The organism is Allokutzneria oryzae (assembly GCF_042429765.1).
Lineage (GTDB): Bacteria > Actinomycetota > Actinomycetes > Mycobacteriales > Pseudonocardiaceae > Allokutzneria > Allokutzneria oryzae.
Genome location: NZ_JBHLZU010000010.1, coordinates 1 through 16,743, shown reverse-complemented (window position 1 = coordinate 16,743; position 16,743 = coordinate 1). Strand labels below are relative to the sequence as shown.

Annotated in this window: 15 protein-coding genes and 1 riboswitch; of the genes, 6 read left to right on the top strand and 9 right to left on the bottom strand. The window is 70.5% G+C overall.

Annotated elements, in window-relative coordinates; all coding sequences use genetic code 11:
* Positions 1-50: 50 nt before the first annotated feature.
* The 3 genes from ACFFQA_RS11260 to sepH all read left to right on the top strand — a co-directional run bounded on the left by ACFFQA_RS11260 (position 51) and on the right by sepH (position 3,215).
* Entirely contained in the window at positions 51-806 is a 756-nt protein-coding gene (locus ACFFQA_RS11260) for an alpha/beta fold hydrolase (protein WP_377851717.1), read from the top strand.
* A gap of 114 nt (positions 807-920) precedes the next feature.
* Positions 921-2,057, top strand: a complete 1,137-nt coding sequence (serC, locus tag ACFFQA_RS11255) for a phosphoserine transaminase (RefSeq protein ID WP_377851716.1) — start codon at positions 921-923, stop codon at positions 2,055-2,057.
* 219 nt (positions 2,058-2,276) lie between these two features.
* Positions 2,277-3,215, top strand: coding sequence for a septation protein SepH (sepH, locus tag ACFFQA_RS11250; protein ID WP_377851715.1), 939 nt, complete (start codon positions 2,277-2,279; stop codon positions 3,213-3,215).
* Between the two features lie 110 nt (positions 3,216-3,325).
* Here the strand turns inward: sepH and ACFFQA_RS11245 are convergent, their stop codons facing one another.
* Positions 3,326-3,778, bottom strand: coding sequence for a MarR family winged helix-turn-helix transcriptional regulator (locus tag ACFFQA_RS11245; RefSeq protein WP_377851714.1), 453 nt, complete (start codon positions 3,776-3,778; stop codon positions 3,326-3,328).
* A gap of 129 nt (positions 3,779-3,907) precedes the next feature.
* The gene (locus ACFFQA_RS11240; protein ID WP_377851713.1) at positions 3,908-4,105 is read right to left on the bottom strand and encodes a hypothetical protein; all 198 of its coding nucleotides are present in this window, start codon (positions 4,103-4,105) and stop codon (positions 3,908-3,910) included.
* 187 nt (positions 4,106-4,292) lie between these two features.
* Between ACFFQA_RS11240 and ACFFQA_RS11235 the strand changes: the two genes are divergently transcribed.
* Positions 4,293-6,074 carry an ABC transporter ATP-binding protein gene (locus tag ACFFQA_RS11235; protein WP_377851712.1) on the top strand — a complete coding sequence of 594 codons (1,782 nt, stop codon included), beginning with the start codon at positions 4,293-4,295 and terminating at the stop codon, positions 6,072-6,074.
* Positions 6,071-7,843, top strand: a complete 1,773-nt coding sequence (locus tag ACFFQA_RS11230; RefSeq protein WP_377851711.1) for an ABC transporter ATP-binding protein — start codon at positions 6,071-6,073, stop codon at positions 7,841-7,843. The genes ACFFQA_RS11235 and ACFFQA_RS11230 overlap by 4 nt, the downstream gene beginning before the upstream one ends.
* A gap of 93 nt (positions 7,844-7,936) precedes the next feature.
* Here ACFFQA_RS11230 and ACFFQA_RS11225 read toward each other — a convergent pair whose 3' ends face one another.
* Positions 7,937-8,533 (bottom strand): DUF2537 domain-containing protein, encoded by a 597-nt coding sequence (locus ACFFQA_RS11225; protein ID WP_377851710.1) that lies wholly within the window; start codon positions 8,531-8,533, stop codon positions 7,937-7,939.
* 58 nt (positions 8,534-8,591) lie between these two features.
* Positions 8,592-9,446, bottom strand: coding sequence for a TrmH family RNA methyltransferase (locus ACFFQA_RS11220; RefSeq protein ID WP_377851709.1), 855 nt, complete (start codon positions 9,444-9,446; stop codon positions 8,592-8,594).
* Between the two features lie 218 nt (positions 9,447-9,664).
* Here ACFFQA_RS11220 and ACFFQA_RS11215 point away from each other — a divergent pair, with 218 nt between their 5' ends.
* Positions 9,665-11,167 carry a glutamate-cysteine ligase family protein gene (locus tag ACFFQA_RS11215; RefSeq protein WP_377851708.1) on the top strand — a complete coding sequence of 501 codons (1,503 nt, stop codon included), beginning with the start codon at positions 9,665-9,667 and terminating at the stop codon, positions 11,165-11,167.
* A gap of 47 nt (positions 11,168-11,214) precedes the next feature.
* Here ACFFQA_RS11215 and ACFFQA_RS11210 read toward each other — a convergent pair whose 3' ends face one another.
* Genes ACFFQA_RS11210 through ACFFQA_RS11190 form a run of 5 tightly spaced genes read right to left on the bottom strand, consistent with a single transcriptional unit; the run spans position 11,215 to position 16,349 of the window.
* The gene (locus tag ACFFQA_RS11210) at positions 11,215-12,849 is read right to left on the bottom strand and encodes an ABC-F family ATP-binding cassette domain-containing protein (RefSeq protein ID WP_377851707.1); all 1,635 of its coding nucleotides are present in this window, start codon (positions 12,847-12,849) and stop codon (positions 11,215-11,217) included.
* Between the two features lie 41 nt (positions 12,850-12,890).
* The gene (locus tag ACFFQA_RS11205; RefSeq protein WP_377851706.1) at positions 12,891-13,583 is read right to left on the bottom strand and encodes a hypothetical protein; all 693 of its coding nucleotides are present in this window, start codon (positions 13,581-13,583) and stop codon (positions 12,891-12,893) included.
* On the bottom strand, positions 13,580-14,338 hold the full coding sequence (locus tag ACFFQA_RS11200) for an ABC transporter ATP-binding protein (RefSeq protein WP_377851705.1): 759 nt from the start codon (positions 14,336-14,338) through the stop codon (positions 13,580-13,582). Before ACFFQA_RS11200 ends, ACFFQA_RS11205 begins: the two co-directional genes overlap by 4 nt.
* The gene (locus tag ACFFQA_RS11195) at positions 14,335-15,384 is read right to left on the bottom strand and encodes a FecCD family ABC transporter permease (RefSeq protein WP_377851704.1); all 1,050 of its coding nucleotides are present in this window, start codon (positions 15,382-15,384) and stop codon (positions 14,335-14,337) included. The genes ACFFQA_RS11200 and ACFFQA_RS11195 overlap by 4 nt, the downstream gene beginning before the upstream one ends.
* Positions 15,381-16,349 (bottom strand): ABC transporter substrate-binding protein, encoded by a 969-nt coding sequence (locus tag ACFFQA_RS11190; RefSeq protein ID WP_377851703.1) that lies wholly within the window; start codon positions 16,347-16,349, stop codon positions 15,381-15,383. The genes ACFFQA_RS11195 and ACFFQA_RS11190 overlap by 4 nt, the downstream gene beginning before the upstream one ends.
* Positions 16,350-16,377: 28 nt before the next feature.
* A riboswitch (cobalamin riboswitch) is annotated at positions 16,378-16,536 on the bottom strand.
* Positions 16,537-16,743: the final 207 nt, after the last annotated feature.

Here is a 16,743-nt window from a genome sequence, read left to right as displayed (position 1 = left end):
GACCATCACGGAATGGTTTTCCCGGAGCAGGAATCGGGGAAGTGAATTCCATGATTGAGGCCAGCGGACCGGAGGACGCCCTGCCGATCGTGCTCCTGCACGGCGCGGGTGTGAACCGGAAAATGTGGTTGTCCCAGGTCGCCGAGCTGGAGAAGGAATTCCGGGTCATCACACTCGACCTGCCGGGACACGGCCCGCTCGCCTCGGGGCGGTTCCGGATGGACGAGGCGGTCGCCGAGGTCGCCAAGGTGCGGCTGGACCGGCCCGCGCTGGTGGTCGGCCTCTCGCTCGGCGGGCACGTGGCGATGAGCTTCGCCGGGCGCCACCCGGAGCGGGTCGCCGGGCTGGTGGTCACCGGCGCCTCCGGCGACCACACCGGCTGGGTCGGCTGGCGCTGCCGGATCAACGCGGCCGTGCTGAGCCTGGTCTTCCGGCTGGCCGGTGACCGCAGGGTGCGACGGGCCGCCGCGAAGCGCTTCGCCGAGCAGGCGGGCCGTGAGGTCTCCGCCGCCGTGCTGGAGGTGGGCGTGCGCCCGCAGGCGGGCCCGGAGATCCTGCGCGAGCTGGCCGGGGTCGACTACCTGCCCGCCCTGCGCCGCTACGGCGGTCCGACGCTGGTGCTCAACGGCGCCGAGGACCGGATGAACCGGCGGATGGAGCACCGGCTGCTGGCCGCGGCGCCGCAGGCCGCCGTGCGCGTGCTGGCCGGAGCCGGGCACATGGCGAACTGGGACCGCGCACCCGACTACACGAAAGTCCTGCGGGACTTCGCGCTGTCCCTCACGATGACCCGGCCGAGCCGCTGACGTGGGGATGGCCACCCGGTGGTCACACGCACGTCATCGGGCTGCAACACTGATGCCTCCCGGCAACGGCGCCGGTCAGGCCAGACCCCGACACCGCCTTCCGGAGGCGCCGTAATGACCCAGACGGCTGATCCCGCGACCCTCAAGCTGCCCGCCGAGCTGAAGCCCTCGGACGGACGCTTCGGCTGCGGCCCGTCCAAGATCCGTCCCGAGCAGCTGGCCCGCCTCGCGAGCGAGGGTGGCGCGGTGCTCGGCACCTCGCACCGCCAGAAGCCGGTCAAGTCGCTGGTCGGGCGGGTCCGCGCCGGGCTGCGCGAGCTGTTCTCGCTGCCCGAGGGCTACGAGGTGGTGCTCGGCAACGGTGGCACCACGGCGTTCTGGGACGCCGCCGCGTTCGGCCTGGTGCGCGAGCGCTCCCAGCACTTCACCTACGGCGAGTTCTCCGCGAAGTTCGCCACGGTCACCAAGGGCGCGCCGTTCCTCGCCGACCCGGTCGTGGTCAAGGCCGAGCCGGGCGACGCCCCCGAGACGGTGGCCCACGAGGGCGTCGACCTGATCGGCTGGGCGCACAACGAGACCTCCACCGGCGTCATGGTGCCGGTGACCCGCCCCGCCAACAGCGAGGGCGCGCTGGTGGCGATCGACGCCACCTCCGGCGCCGGCGGCCTGCCGGTGCGGGCAGAGGACTTCGACGTCTACTACTTCGCGCCGCAGAAGTCCTTCGCCTCCGACGGCGGGCTGTGGCTGTCGCTGATGAGCCCGGCCGCACTGGAGCGGGTCGCCGAGATCGGCGCGTCGGACCGCTGGATCCCGGAGTTCCTGTCGCTGACCACCGCGCTGGACAACTCCGTCAAGGACCAGACCTACAACACCCCGTCGGTCGCCACGCTGTTCCTGCTGGCCGACCAGATCGAGTGGATGCTCGGCAACGGCGGCCTCGACTGGGTCACCGCGCGGACCGCCGACTCCTCCTCGCGGCTCTACGACTGGGCCGAGGCCTCGCAGTTCGCCACGCCGTTCGTCGCCGACCCCGCCAAGCGCTCGCGGGTGGTCGGCACCATCGACTTCGTCGACTCGGTGGACGCCTCCGCGGTGGCCAAGGTGCTGCGGGCCAACGGTGTCGTGGACGTGGAGCCGTACCGCAAGCTCGGCCGCAACCAGCTGCGGGTCGCCATGTTCCCGGCCATCGAGCCGGACGATGTGACCTCGCTCACCCAGTGCGTCGACTGGGTTGTGGAGCGGCTCGGCTGAGCACCCTGCCGTTGCGGGCGACCGCGTCATGATCACGCAGTGTTCACGGCGCGGTCGTTTCGGCTCCGCTTCGTGACAAGATCACAGATGCGAAACCGGCACCGCTTCGGGCAAGATCGCATGGGGAACCGGAATGAGTGTCGGCGCGCCTAACCCGTCAAGTAGGCACGCCGACATACCGTGACCTCCAGCGAGGTGAAGTACATCGGGGAGGCAGTGATGCGAGCGCTGCGAGTCGTCGGGCTCGGCGAGGACGGCCAGACCGTCGTGCTGGAGGACGCGGAACGTGGTGAGCGCTTCACGCTGCCCGCAGACGACCGGCTGCGCGCCGCCGCGCGGGGGGACCTGCCCAAGCTCGGCCAGGCCCAGATCGAGCTGGAGAGCCAGCTGCGGCCGCGGGAGATCCAGGCCCGCATCCGCGGCGGCGAGTCGATCGAGCAGCTGGCCGCGTCGGCGGGCATGGACCCGCAGCGCGTCGAGCGCTTCGCCTACCCCGTCCTGCTGGAGCGCTCGCGCACGGCGGAGATCGCCCAGCGGGCCCACCCGGTGCGCGAGGACGGCCCGGACGTGCAGACCCTCGGCGAGGTCGTCGCGCACGCCTTCGGGCTGCGCGGTCAGGACTACGAGTCGGGCAGCTGGGACTCCTGGCGCGGCGAGGACGGCAAGTGGGTCGTCCAGCTGCTGTGGCGGGCCGGGCGCTCGGACATCAGGGCGCACTGGATCTTCCACCCCGGCGCGCACGGCGGCACGGTCACGCCGCTGGACGAGCACGCCGCCGACCTGATCGACCCGACACCCAACCGCTCGCTGCGCACGGTCCGGCCGGTGACCCAGCTGGCACGGCAGGCGCTGGAGCTCGACGAGCAGCTCCCGCAGCAGGAGCAGCTGCCGCCGGCGGCGGACCCGACGGCGCAGGCGGCACCGCACGAGGCCGGTAACGGTCACGGGCGTTACCAGCCGGAGCCGCTGCCCGCCGAGCTCGACCCGGGCGCCCCGGAGCCGGGCGAGCAGGACGCGGTGGTCACCACCGAGATCGACGAGCAGGAGTCGGACGTCGACCGCAGGTCGGAGCCCGCGGCGCGCAAGGGGAGGAAGAACCACCCGATCGTCCCCTCGTGGGAGGACGTGCTGCTCGGCGTCCGGTCGCAGCGCGGCTGAGGCCGCGACGACCGGGGTCCGGTGAGAAGACCGGGAAGCCACGATGTACGGCCCCTGCCGGGTTCCGGCGGGGGCCGCGTCGTGTCTCGGCGGGTCTCGGCGGGTGGGTCTCAGCCGCGGATGCGGTCGACCATGTCGGCGAAGCGCGGCTCGGCGGCGGCGCGGTCCAGCTCGGCGGTGAGCACGACCTCGTAGGTCAGCACGGCCCGCTCGCAGACCGACCGGCCGCGTTCGGTGACCTCGGTGCAGACTCCCCTGCGGTCGGTCTCGCAGAGCCTGCGACTGGTCAGGCCGGAGCGCTCCAGCCGCGCGACGAGCCTGCTGATGGAGCTCTGGTTCAGCCCGACCGCGTCGGCGAGGTCCTGCATGCGCAGGTAGCCCTGGTCGCTCTCGGCGAGAGCGCACACCGCGCGGTACTCCGACAGGCTCAGGCCGTAGCCCCGCTGCAATGCCCGCTCCAGCGCGGCCTCGACCTGGCCGAACAAGGCTGTGAGGGTGGACCACAGCTCTCGGTCCGCCGGGATCGGCGGCAACAACACCGGCATGGCTCGTTGTGCGAACACCGACTCACTCACCTTCTGAGGTCGTTATGGAAACGTCACCACCAGTTCACCGCAGTTGACCCGCTTCCGCCTCCAACTGCAGGGCTACTTCGCCATGCCCCGGCTACGTATTGCGTCGGACGACCAGGACTAGTAGTCGGCTTCCGGAACGCTATCCAGCACCGTGATCGGATGACCGAGTTGTCGACAGAGCGCTTCGGCGTCGGCGCGCTTGAGTGGCCGCGCGGAATGCGGGCGGGGACTCGCGAGCGGGTCCCAGCCGTCCGAGGCCAGCAGGTACACCCGGCCGGCCAGTACGGCGAGTATCCGTCCCGAGGGAAAGGCCATCGTCGGAACGGTGCGCAGAAATCGCGGTGAATGTGCGCGCGTCACACCTCGATCATGCTCCGATCGGCCGCGCGGGACACCCCCCTGTTCGGCAAATGGGTTATGCGTAAGCCGGAAAACCAGATGACCACACCGCGACGGTGGTCGTAGCGTCGAGAGTTCCGGCGCGAATCAAGGGGGACGACCGGTGGACGATCGGGGATCGACACTGAGGGAGCTACGCCGACTTCTTCCCTACTACCGAGCCGCCCGCCTGCCCCTCGTCGCGGCCGGGCTCTGCGCACTGGGCGCGATGCTCTCGGGCCTGGTGATCCCCCTGGTGACGCAGCGGATCATCGACGGCCCGGTGCGCACCGGTGACATCGGCACCCTGGTCTGGCTGGTGCTCGGCGTGCTCGCACTCGGTTTCGCCGAGGCGCTGCTGCTGTGGGCCCGCAGGCAGCTGGCCGGACCGGCGAACACCAGGTCCGAGGCACGGATGCGCGCGGCGCTCTACGCGCACCTGCAACGCCTGCCATTGAGCTTCCACGACCAGTGGCAGTCAGGGCAGCTGCTGTCCAGGGGCGTGGACGACGTGGCGACGGTGCGCCGCTTCATGACCTTCACCGTGATCTACCTGGTGACCAACACGACCACGATCGTCGTGGGGCTGGGCGTGATGTACACGCTCTCCCCCGTGCTCGGCCTGGTGGTGACGGTCTGCCTGCTGCCGGTGATGGTGAGCAACTACTTCTACGAGAACCGCTACCGCGTGGTGGCGCGGCGCGCCCAGGACCAGACCGGCGACCTGGCCACCACGGTCGAGGAGTCGGTGCTGGGCATCCGGGTGCTCAAGGCGTTCGGCAGGGGCAGGCACCTCCGCGCGCACTACCTCGTCCAGGCGGAGGAGCTGCGTCAGACCGGTCTGCGCAAGGTGTCCATCCTCGCGACGCTGTGGGCGACGATCATCGTGCTGCCCGGCCTCGCCATCGCCGCCCTGCTGGCAGCGGGCGCGTTCGGCATCGCGGACGGCAGCCTCACCCTGGGCACCCTGATCGCCGCGATCACGCTCACCACCTACCTCTCCTGGCCGGTGGAGTCGCTGGGCTGGTTCCTCGCCGAGCTCAACACCTCGGCTGCCGCCTGCGAGCGCTTCGGTGAGGTGGCCGACGCGGCGGCGACGGTGACCGATCCCGCCAGGCCCAAGCCGTTGCCGAACCCGGTGCGCGGTGAGCTGCGCTTCGAGGGTGTGCGCATGCGCTACCCCGACGCCGAGAAGGACGTTCTGTCCGAAGTGGACCTCGTGCTGCGTCCCGGGGAGACCGTCGCCCTCGTCGGGTCGACCGGGTGCGGCAAGACCACGCTGACGTCGTTGGTGCCGCGCTTCTACGACGTGTCGGCCGGGCGGATCACCTTGGACGGCGTGGACATCCGGGAGCTCGCGCTGCACGACCTGCGTGGCCAGGTCTCGGTCGCGTTCGAGGAGGCCGTGCTGTTCTCCGCGACCGTGCGGGAGAACGTGGCGATGGGCACGGCCAGGCCGACCACCGAGGAGCAGGTCCGCGAGGCGTTGCGGGTGGCCAACGCCGAGGAGTTCGTCGACGCGCTGCCACAGGGCCTGGACACGCCCATCGGCGAGCAGGGGTTGTCGCTGTCCGGTGGCCAGCGGCAGCGGCTCGCCCTGGCCCGCGCGGTGATCGGCCGCCCCGCGGTGCTGGTGCTGGACGACCCGCTGTCCGCGCTCGACGTGCACACCGAGGCCGAGGTCGAGCAGGCGCTGCGCCGCGTGCTGCGCGGGGTCACCGCGCTCGTGGTCGCGCACCGGCCGAGCACCGTGCAGCTCGCCGACCGGGTCGCGGTGCTGGACGAGGGCCGGATCGTCGCCACGGGGACGCACCGCGAACTGCTGGCGTCCTCGGCGGTCTACCGCACACTTCTGTCCACTATGGACACAGAGCCGGTGAACGGCATGGAGGTGACGGCGCGATGACGCGCCCATTGGAGATCGAGGCCGAGCCCGGCAGGGCCAGGAGACTGCTCGGCTCGCTGCTCCGCCCGCACCGGGCCAGCGCCGCGCTCGCGATGCTGCTCGTGCTCGGGGAGAACGCCGCGCACCTCGCGGGCCCGCTGCTGATCGCGGGCGCGCTGGACAGCGGCATCCCGGCGGCGGTCAAGGGCGACCCGGTGCCGATGGTGTGGTTCGTCGCGGGGTACGCGGTGAGCGCGCTGCTCACCGCCGGTCTGCGCTGGGGCTTCCTGCTGGTCTCCGGCGGGGTCGGCCAGAGCGTGCTGATCGACCTGCGGGGCAGGCTGTTCACCCACTCCCAGCGGCTTTCCCTGTCGTTCCACCAGTCCTACACCTCCGGCAAGATGATCGCGCGCGCCACCAGCGACATCGACACGCTCAGCGACCTGATCGACGAGGGGCTCGACGGGCTGATCTCCTCGGTGCTGACGATCATCGGCGTGACGGCGCTGATGCTCGCGCTGGACTACCGGCTGGCGCTGATCGTGCTCGCCGGGTTCGTGCCGCTGGTCGTCGCCACGGTGGTCTTCCGGCGGGAGTCGGCCAAGAGCTACCGCCGCACCAGGACCGAGATCGCCAAGGTGATCACGCACTTCACCGAGACGATGACCGGGGTCCGCGCGGTGCAGGCGTACCGCCGCGAGGCGCGCAACGCGAAGGTCCTCGACGAGCACAACGACGGATACCGGCTGGCGCAGAACCGGTCCACGACGGTGCTGGGCGCGTACCTGGTGGTGCTGCGGGTGGTCGGCACGCTGTCGTTCGTCGCGGTGCTCGCGCTCGGTGCCTGGATGGTCTCGGAGAACGAGATCGCGGTCGGTGTGCTCGCCGCGTTCCTGATCTACGTGCGGCGGTTCTACGACCCGCTCGACCAGATCGGCAACTTCCTCAACACCTACGCCTCGGCGACGGCGGCGCTGGAGAAGATCTCCGGGGTGCTGGCCCAGGATCCGAGCGTTCCCGAGCCCGCGCGGCCGACACCGCTGGGCGAGGCACGGGGTGAGCTGCGGATGTCGTCGGTGTCCTTCCGGTACTCCGAGCGGACGCCGGTCGTGCTGGCGGAGCTGGACCTGCACGTGCCGGCCGGACAGACCATCGCGGTGGTCGGCGCGACAGGAGCGGGAAAGTCCTCGCTGGTCAAGCTGTTCGCCAGGTTCTACGACCCGGCCACCGGCGTGGTCTCGCTCGACGGCATCGACCTCCGGCGGCTCGGCGAGGACGACCTGCGCGCGGCGATCGTGATGGTGACCCAGGAGTCGTTCCTGTTCACCGGTTCGGTCGCCGAGAACATCGCGCTGGGCAAGCCGTCGGCCGAGCGCTCGGAGATCGAGGCCGCGGCGCGCGCGGTGGGTGCGCACGAGTTCATCTCCGCGCTGCCCAGGGGCTACGACACCGACGTGCACAAGCACGGGAGCAGGCTCTCGGCCGGGCAGCGCCAGCTCGTCGCGTTCGCGCGGGCGTTCCTCGCCGATCCGGCCGTGCTGATCCTCGACGAGGCAACGTCCAGTTTGGACATTCCAACCGAAAGGGCCGTGCAGGACGCGCTGGAGACCGTGCTGCGCGACCGGACCGCGGTGATCATCGCGCACCGGCTGTCCACGGTGCTGATCGCCGACCGGGTGCTGGTGATGGACAAGGGCGTGGTCACCGAGGACGGTTCCCCGGAGGAACTGCTGAGCAACGGCGGCGAGTTCGCCGCGCTGCACACGGCGTGGACCACCTCGCTGGCGTGAGCTGGGCCATGTCCCGCAAGTGGTGCCACCACCTCACCATCCCGGGCACCCCTCCTGACCGCGCCAGCCAGGCCCACGCGGACCCGGCGCGAGCTAGCCGAAGAGCAGCCCGAGCGTCAGCGCCGCCCAGGCCGCGAGCAGTCCCGCCGTGGTGCCGAGTGCGACCCAGCGCCAGACCGGAACGGACCTGGACAACCAGATCGAGGGCGCCAGGCCCGCGGCGACCAGCGCGTTGGCCCCGAAGGCGAACCACAGGCTCGCCTCGGCCAGCCCGCTGGACAGTGCGATGATCACGCACAGCACCAGCACGGCGACGAACAGGCTCACGGTCAGGCCCGTCGCCCACGGCGTCGGTTCACCGATCGGCGGCGGGGGCGGCGCGACCGCGACGCGGGGGCGCGGGACCTCGACCAGCTCGGTGCCGCCGCCGACCGGGTCGCGGTAGCCGACGGGCACGCCGAGCAGCGCGGCCAGCCTGCCTGCCAGCAACCGGCCCCGATGCGTGATCAGCTCCAGCGCCGGGCTGCTCTTGTCCTGCTGGGGAAGGGAAATCTGCATGGCGACGTTCGCCCACTCGTGCAGCGCCGCGACCAGGGCGGCAGGCAGCGCGAGGTCGGCGGGGTCGACCTCGCGCCCCTCGTCCCCGGACCGGACGAGGACCGCTCGCCCCTGGTGCGCGCGCAGCTCCACGGCGAAGGATCTTAGGGCTATTCGTGGGAACGTTCTCGTCTCGACGACTCTTCGCCGGTCAGCGGGCCGCGTCGGCCGTCGGGTCAGTTTTCCTTGACGTGTCGTGGTTTCTGCCGACACCGAGCTCGTAGAAGGCGATCGCGGCCGCGGTGGCGACGTTGAGCGAGTCGACCTGGCCGGACATCGGGATGCGGACCACGACGTCGGCGGCCTCGATCGCCTCCTCCGTCAGCCCCGGCCCCTCCGAGCCGAGCAGCAGCGCGGCCCCGCCCTCGCCGAGCCCGGCTTCCGCGAGCGGGACCGCGCTCGCCCTCGGCGTCAGCGCCGCGATGGTGAACCCTTTGTCCCGCAACATGTTCAACCCACCCGGCCACTCGTCAAGGGTGGCGAAGGGAACGCGGAGCACGTGCCCCATGGACACCCGGACACTGCGCCGGTACAGCGGGTCGGAGCAGCCCGGCCCGAGCAGCAGCCCGTCCAGCCCGAGCGCGGCGGCGTTGCGGAACAACGAACCCAGGTTCTCGTGGTCGCCGACACCCTCCAGCACGGCCAGCCTGCGCGAGGAGGCGGCCAGCTCGGTCGCCGACGGCAGCACCGCGCGGTCGGCACTGGCCAGCACACCCCGGTTCAGGTGGAAGCCGACCACCTCGGCCATCACCTCGGCGGTGGCCACGTAGGCGGGCACGTCCAGCGGGGCGAGCCGGTCGGCCAGCGCCTCGATCCGCCTGGCGACGCCCAGCAGCGCCCGCACGGGGTAGGGCGAGGCGAGCAGGCGCTCGACCACCACGACACCCTCGGCGATCACCAGTCCCCGGCCGCCGGGGCGGTCGGGTCGGCGGTCGGCCGTGGACAGGTCGCGGAAGTCCGCAAGCCTCGGGTCGGCCGGGTCCTCGATGGTGATCACGTTGGCCACCGGCCCATTCTGCCGGTTCCCAGATGATGGACTACACCGTCCAGTAACAATCTGCGCTTTGCACTTCCTTGACCTGCACCTTGTCACCCAATGTCATGTCGATGTGACAGAGAGCACCGGTTTGGCCGCTGGTGACACGGGAATCGCTATGCCACGGTGGGCGTTCGCTTTGCCGCTGGTGTGCCCGCAGAAACCAGCCGACCGCACGGGAGGGCGGCATGGGTAGGGACGTGTCGAATCGAACGTTCAGCAGGGAAGACCGGCAGCGCTACCGGGAGAAGGTCCAGCGGTGCCTGGACGCCCTCGCCCGGATGCTCGCCGAGAACCACTTCTCCTTTCCCCGCCAGCAGATGGGCTTGGAGATCGAGCTGAACCTGGTGGACCAGGCGCTCAGTCCCGCGATGCTGAACGCGGTGGTACTCGAGAAGATCTCGGATCCGCTCTTCACCACCGAGCTCGGCCAGTACAACCTGGAGATCAACGTCCCGCCCAGGCCACTGGCCGGGGACGAGGCGCTGGAGCTGGAGGACGACCTGAGGACGGTCCTGGACTCCGCGGACGTCAAGGCGCACGACGCGGGTGCCGGGCTGGTGATGATCGGCATGCTGCCGACGCTGAGAGCCGAGCACTTCGACCGAAGATTCCTGTCGACGAACCCGCGCTACAGCGTGCTCAACAAGCAGATCCTCGACGAGCGGGGCGAGGACATGCTGCTGGACATGGAGGGCGTGCCGATGCCCGGCCGGGCGGGGGAACGCCTGCGCAGCTACGCGGACTCGATCCTGCCGGAGTCCTCCTGCACCTCGGTGCAGCTGCACCTGCAGGTGGACCCGGACGACTTCGCGGCGCACTGGAACGCGGCCCAGTGCCTTGCGGGCGTCCAGGTCGCGCTCGCGGCGAACTCGCCGTTCCTGCTCGGCAAGGCGCTGTGGCAGGAAACCCGGATCCCCATGTTCGAGCAGGCAACCGACACCCGCCCGCAGGAGCTGAAGAACCAGGGCGTCCGCCCGCGCGTGTGGTTCGGCGAGCGGTGGATCACCTCGATATTCGACCTGTTCGAGGAGAACGCGAGGTACTTCCCCGCTCTGTTGCCGGAGACCGAGGACGAGGACCCGCTGGAGGCGATCGAAGCGGGTCGCGCGCCCCAGCTCGGCGAGCTCCGCCTGCACAACGGGACGATCTGGCGCTGGAACCGCCCGGTCTACGACATCGTCGACGGCGTGCCGCACCTGCGGGTGGAGAACCGCGTGCTGCCGGCGGGCCCCACGGTGGTGGACGTGCTGGCCAACGCGGCCTTCTTCTACGGCGCACAACGGGCGCTGTGCGAGCAGGAGCGGCCGATCTGGAGCCAGATGTCCTTCCAGGCGGCGGAGGAGAACTTCTACACCGGCGCCCGGCACGGCATGCAGGCCCAGCTGTACTGGCCCGGCATCGGCTGGATCCCCCCGGACGAGCTGGTCCTGCGGCGGCTGCTCCCCATGGCGCACGAGGGCCTGCGCGCCTGCGGTGTCTCCGACGACGCCCGCGAGCGCTACCTCGGCATCATCGAGCAGCGCTGCGTGACCCGCCGAACCGGAGCCTCCTGGCAGCGCGAAACGGTTGCCAGGCTCGAAGAACGCGGCCTTGACCGGGACGCGGCGATCACCGGGATGCTCCAGCGCTACATCGAGCTGATGCACGGCGGAGAACCGGTCCACACCTGGCCTCTCGGCGGCCAGTGACCCCACACCCCTGACGCCCCTGACGCGGCATGCGCGTCGGGGCCGAGTCAGGTGGCGTGGAGCGCGGTGATGTCGAGCACGTGGTCGGTGTGGATCTTGCTGGCCAGGCGGCGGTCGTGGGTAACCAGGATGAGCGTTCCCGGGTAGTCCGCCAGGGCCTGCTCCAGCTGTTCGATCGCCGGGAGGTCCAGGTGGTTGGTCGGCTCGTCCAGCACCAGGCACGTGGTCCCCCGCGCCTGCAGGACCGCCAGTCCCGCACGAGTGCGTTCGCCCGGCGACAGCGTGCGGGCCGGGCGCAGCACCGCGTCCGCCCCCACCCGGAACTTCGCCAGCAGCGTTCGAGCGTCCACATCGGACAGGCCGGCTGCCGAGGCGACCACGCCCAGCGTCGGCTCGTCGGTGGCGAAGGACTCGCGCAGCTGGTCGACCTCGCCGACCACCACGTTGGCCCCGCCGCCGCGCGCCCCGGAGACCAGGGGCAGCCTGCCCAGCAGCGCCGCGATCAACGTGGACTTGCCCGAGCCGTTGGGACCGACGACGCGCCAGCGCTCACCGGCTCCGATGGTGAGGTCGATCGGCCCGAGGGTGACCTCGCCTCGCCGCACGACCGCCTCGCGCAACGTGAACACGACGTCGCTGCCCCGTCCCGCCGACGGCAGTGTGAGCCGCAGCTCCCATGCCTCGCGAGGCTCTTCCACCTCCTCCAACCGGTCCAGCTGGCGTTCCGCCAGGGTGGCCTTCGCGGCGATGTTCTGCGCGGCCAGCTTCCGCCCCGTCCGGGCGTTGCGGTCCGGCTCGTCGTTGAGCGCCTTCGCGCTCGTGGCGCGCCGCATCCCGGTCCGCGACCACTCCTTTGCCTTGCGAGAGCGTTGAACCAGCGCGTCCCGCTTGGTCGCGTACTGCTCGTACGCCTCGCGCGCGTGGCGATCGGCGCTGATCCTTTCGTCCACATAGGACTCCCAGCCGCCGCCGAACACCGTCAGGCCGTTGGTGAACTCGTCCAGCTCACCAACAGCGGTCACGGTACGGGCGAGGAACTCACGATCATGGCTGACCAGCACCGTCGCGGCCCGACTCCCGACCACGTGCTGTTCGAGGAGTTCCAGACCGTTGGTGTCCAAGTCGTTCGTCGGCTCGTCAAGGAGCACCGCGTCGGCGCGCACGAGCAGCACCGACGCCAGTCGCAGCCGCGCGGCCTGACCGCCGGAGAGCTCGTCAGCGCCTCGACCGTCGAGCAGGTCCGCCGGGAGCCCGAGCCGTTGGCACACCGCCTCGGCGCGCTCGTCGAAGTCGGCGGCCCCCAGCGCGGTCCACCGGTCGAACGCCTCGGCGTACTCGTTTCCCGACGGGTCTTCCGCCAGCAGCTCGGCCGCGCGTTGCAGCTCGCGCTCCGCACGGCCAACACCGGTTCGGCGCGCGAGGTGGTCTCGCAGCGACTCGCCCTGCCGGAGGTCGGTTTCCTGGGTCAGGTACGCCACCGCGGCACCGGGCGGATGGGTGCGGACGGTGCCCTCATCGGGCTGGAGCTCACCGGCGAGCACGCGCAGCAGCGTGGACTTGCCGACTCCGTTGGGGGCGATGAGCCCTACTCGATCACCAGCAGCGACATCGAGATCTACCTCCGCGAGAACTGTTCTTTGGCCGAATGACAGCGAAACACCGCGCGCTACCAGAACGGACACCCGGTCCACGGTGCACCAGGTGGTCGCGCTCGGCAACCGGATTATCGCGCGATCCGCTCCTCATCGCTGCGACGTGGGCAGCTGCGGCATTCGTCCTCGACCGGAATGGTCCACCACAGGCAGCACTTCGACCGCAGGAACACCAGCTTGTCCTGTGTGGACGATTCGAGCAGCCGGCCGGTCCCCGCGAGCCACGGCACGTGCCCGAGCAGCAGGCGGTGCGCTTCGAGCAGCTTCTCCTTGGGCGCGCGGGCCCGTGCCATCGCGGTGCCGAGCCCGAAGCCGATCTGCCCGGCCAACGGGCTCCACGCGCATCCCGGCTCCACCGCAAGGCTCGTCGCCAGTGCGCGAAGATGTCCTTCGAGCACCCTGCCCGCCGCGATCACCAGACCACTGGCGAACTCCGGAACCGGCTGAATCGCTTCTGGGTCGACGTGAACAACACCGAAGCCGTGACCGTCGCCCCGCAGCGCGACGCCGTCCGGGTGCACAAGCACGTCACCGATGATCGTTGGCAACACGGTTGTCTGGCACAACCGAATCGCATAACAGGACAGAAAGGTGCGCGCTGCCGAGGCCCTGAGGATGTGCCCGCTCGAACGCTCTTCCGTGTCGACGAGCGAGCGCAGCACGTCCGGCCGGTAGACCAGATCCGCGCAGCGAACCGCGTCGGGCGGAGCCGGTCCGATGACGACCTCCGCCTCCGGGCAGCACGCCGCGAACAGCTCGCTCATACCGGCCCCATGATGTCCAAAGTGGACTCTCGAATCCGTCCGCGCACACCGAAGACATCGGCCAGCAGCTTCTCGTCCAGCACCTCGGCCGGTGGCCCGACCGCGACGACCTTTCCCGCGTCCAGCACAGCGAGCCGGTCGCAGTACGACACCGCGAGCCGAAGGTCGTGCAGCGTCAGCAGAACCGCGAGCCCGTCGGCGGCGAGCTCGCGCAACAAGCCCAGCACTCCGAGCTGATGCCGCAGATCAAGGTGGTTCGTGGGCTCGTCGAGCACGAGAACTTCGGGCCGCACCGCGAGCGCGCGAGCGATCGACACGCGCTGTCGCTCGCCTCCCGACAGAGTGCGGACATCGCGGTCACGCAACTCGGCGAGCCCCGCGGACCGAACGGCCTCGTCGACCGCTTCGGTGTCCTCAGCGCGCATCGGCTCCAGCCAGCCGCGATGGCACACCCGCCCCTGCTCGACCACCTCGCTCACGGTCAGCGAGGCAGCGTGCTCGGGCTCCTGGGTGCTCGCCGACAGCCGCCGGGCCAGCTCCCTTCGCGGATACTCATCCACTGTGGACTGTCCAAGGTGCACAGATCCCGCCACGGGCGTGATCGCGCGGTAGAGCGTGCGCAGCAACGTTGTCTTGCCGCTGCCGTTCGGACCGACCAGCCCCAGGACTTCGCCGGGCACGACCCCGAGGTCGACACCGTCGACGATCGCCCGGTTCCCGATCCGGACGCGAAGACCTTCGACGCGAAGACTCACCTCATCCTCCGCCTGGACCGCAGCAGCATCAGGATGAACAGCGGGCCGCCGATCGCGGACGTGATCACACCGGCGGGCAGCTCCGACGGAGCCGCGAGCACCCGACCGAGCAGGTCGGCCGCGACGAGGAAGACCGCTCCCAGCAAGGCGGAGACCGGCAACAGACGACGCGCGTCCGAGCCCACCAGGAAGGTCGCCGCGTGCGGCACGACCAGTCCGACGAAACCGATCCCGCCCGCCACGGCCACGGACGTGCCCGCCAGCAGCGAGACTCCGACCAGCATGACCAACCGGAACCGGCGCGGGTTCACGCCGAGCGCGGTCGCGGCGTCGTCCTCGGCGTGCAGCAGGTTGATCCGGCGCCCGGCCGCGATCCCGCCGACGACAGCCAGGACGAGCACAACAGCCGGGATCGCCAACGCGTCCCACCGCGCGTCGCCCATTCCGCCCGCGAGCCAGAACAACACCTGCTTGGCCTGATCACCCTTGGCGTGCAGGAAAAGCACGAGCGAGAGCCCGGCACCGCAGACCTGACCGACCGCGAGCCCTGCGAGCACCAGCACGCTGACGGAGCCGGAACGCCCAGCCACCGCGAGCACCGCCAGCAGCGCCGCGAGCGCTCCGATGAAGGCCACCGAGGGAAGCGCGACGAAGCCGAGCACGCCGACTCCGAGCACCATCATCAGCGACACCGTCAGCCCCGCGCCCTGAGAGACACCGAGCAGGTAGGGGTCGGCCAGCGGGTTGCGGGTGACGATCTGCGCGATGGCCCCGGACAACGCGAGCGCCGCTCCGACCACCACCGCCATCGCCACCCGGGGCAGGCGCGAGTCCCACACGATCGACGCGCGCACCGGGCTCCACGTCACCTCGACGAGCCATGGCGCGATCGGCTCGGCGAGGATGCCCCAGACCTGCCCGAACGGCAGCCACACGGACCCGAAGGACACCGCGAGCACGCACACGGACACCAGCGCCACGGCGAGCCCGAGCAGCGTGAACAGCAGTGGCGGCCGACGTCGCGCCACTCCGATCAGGACTGTCACCAGGAGACGCCGGGGTGCAGACCGCGTGCGAGCTTCTCCACCGCGTCGGCCAGCCGGATGCCCTCGATGAGGTCGGGCAGGGTGAGCGTGACGTACCTGCCCTGCGCGACACCGGGAGTCTTCGCGACCAGCGGATGCCCTTGCAGGAACGTGCGTTTGCCGTCCACCCCACCGGCACCGAGGTAGTCGACCAGCACCACGGCCTTGGGAGCGCGCTCTGCGACCTGCTCCCAGCTCGCGTCACCGAAGACCTTGGGCAGGTCGGCGAAGATGTTGCCGCCACCCGTGCGCTTGGCGATGTCGTTGCCGAGTCCGTGGCCGCCGACGGTGAACGCGACCTTCTCGCCGCTGTCGTAGAAGAACACCGGAACCGGCTCGACGCCCTTGAGCTTGGCGGAGACCGCGTCCACCCGTCGCGTCGTCTCCTCGGCGAGCTTCGCCGCGCGGTCAGCGACCCCGAACGCCTTGCCGAACAACACGAGGTCATCGGTGTAGGTGCTGATCCCGATGGGGCCGGTCGAGCACGACTCGGCGAGCAGCAGCGTGCGAATTCCCTTGCGCTCCAACGCCTCCCGGCCGCGACCGTCCTTCTCCGAGAACGCGCTGGCATACCCGCCGACGACGACGTCCGGCTCGGCTTCGAGCACCTGCTCCGCCGACGGGTACTTCTCCGCGACCAGCTTGACCCGCCGGTAGTCAGCGGCGATCGAGGCGGGCACGTCCGGCGTGTCCGGGTACGCGGTCCCCACGATCCGGTCGGTCAGGCCGAGCGCGACCAGGATCTCGGTGGCGTGCTGGTTCAGGCTGAGGATCCGCTTGGGCGGCGTCGGGAAGGACTGCGCCCGCCCGCAACTGGTCACCTCGGTGGCGGCCGGGGTGGGCGCCGAGGGTGGCTGCCCCGCGCACGCCGCGAGCACGGCAACGAGCGCAACACCACAGAGCGCGCGCTGATAAGACCTGGTCATGGCACCTTCCGTAGACCTCGACGGAGTACGAGCCGGACGTGCTCAGGCAGGTGTTCGGGCTTGCCGCTGTGACACAGCGGCCCACCGTTGCGGGTCAGCGCCGGACTTCGACCGGTCTTCCCCTGCCGGAGACGTGTTTTCGGTTGTCGTAGCGGATGCTCCCCGAGCCGGGGCGAGGTGGTCAAACCTCTGGACAAAGTCGTGACCAGCGGCACGACCGCTGTTCCCGCCGCAGGCGTGTTTAGCCCCACCGCGCGATGCCGATCCAGATGCAAGTAAGTTGCAGTTAAGAGAGACTGGCAACAGCGAAGCACAACGGAGGCCACCGTGGCGCAGTACGTTCTGCCGGAGTTGGACTACGACTACTCAGCCCTGGAACCCGCCATCATCGGCG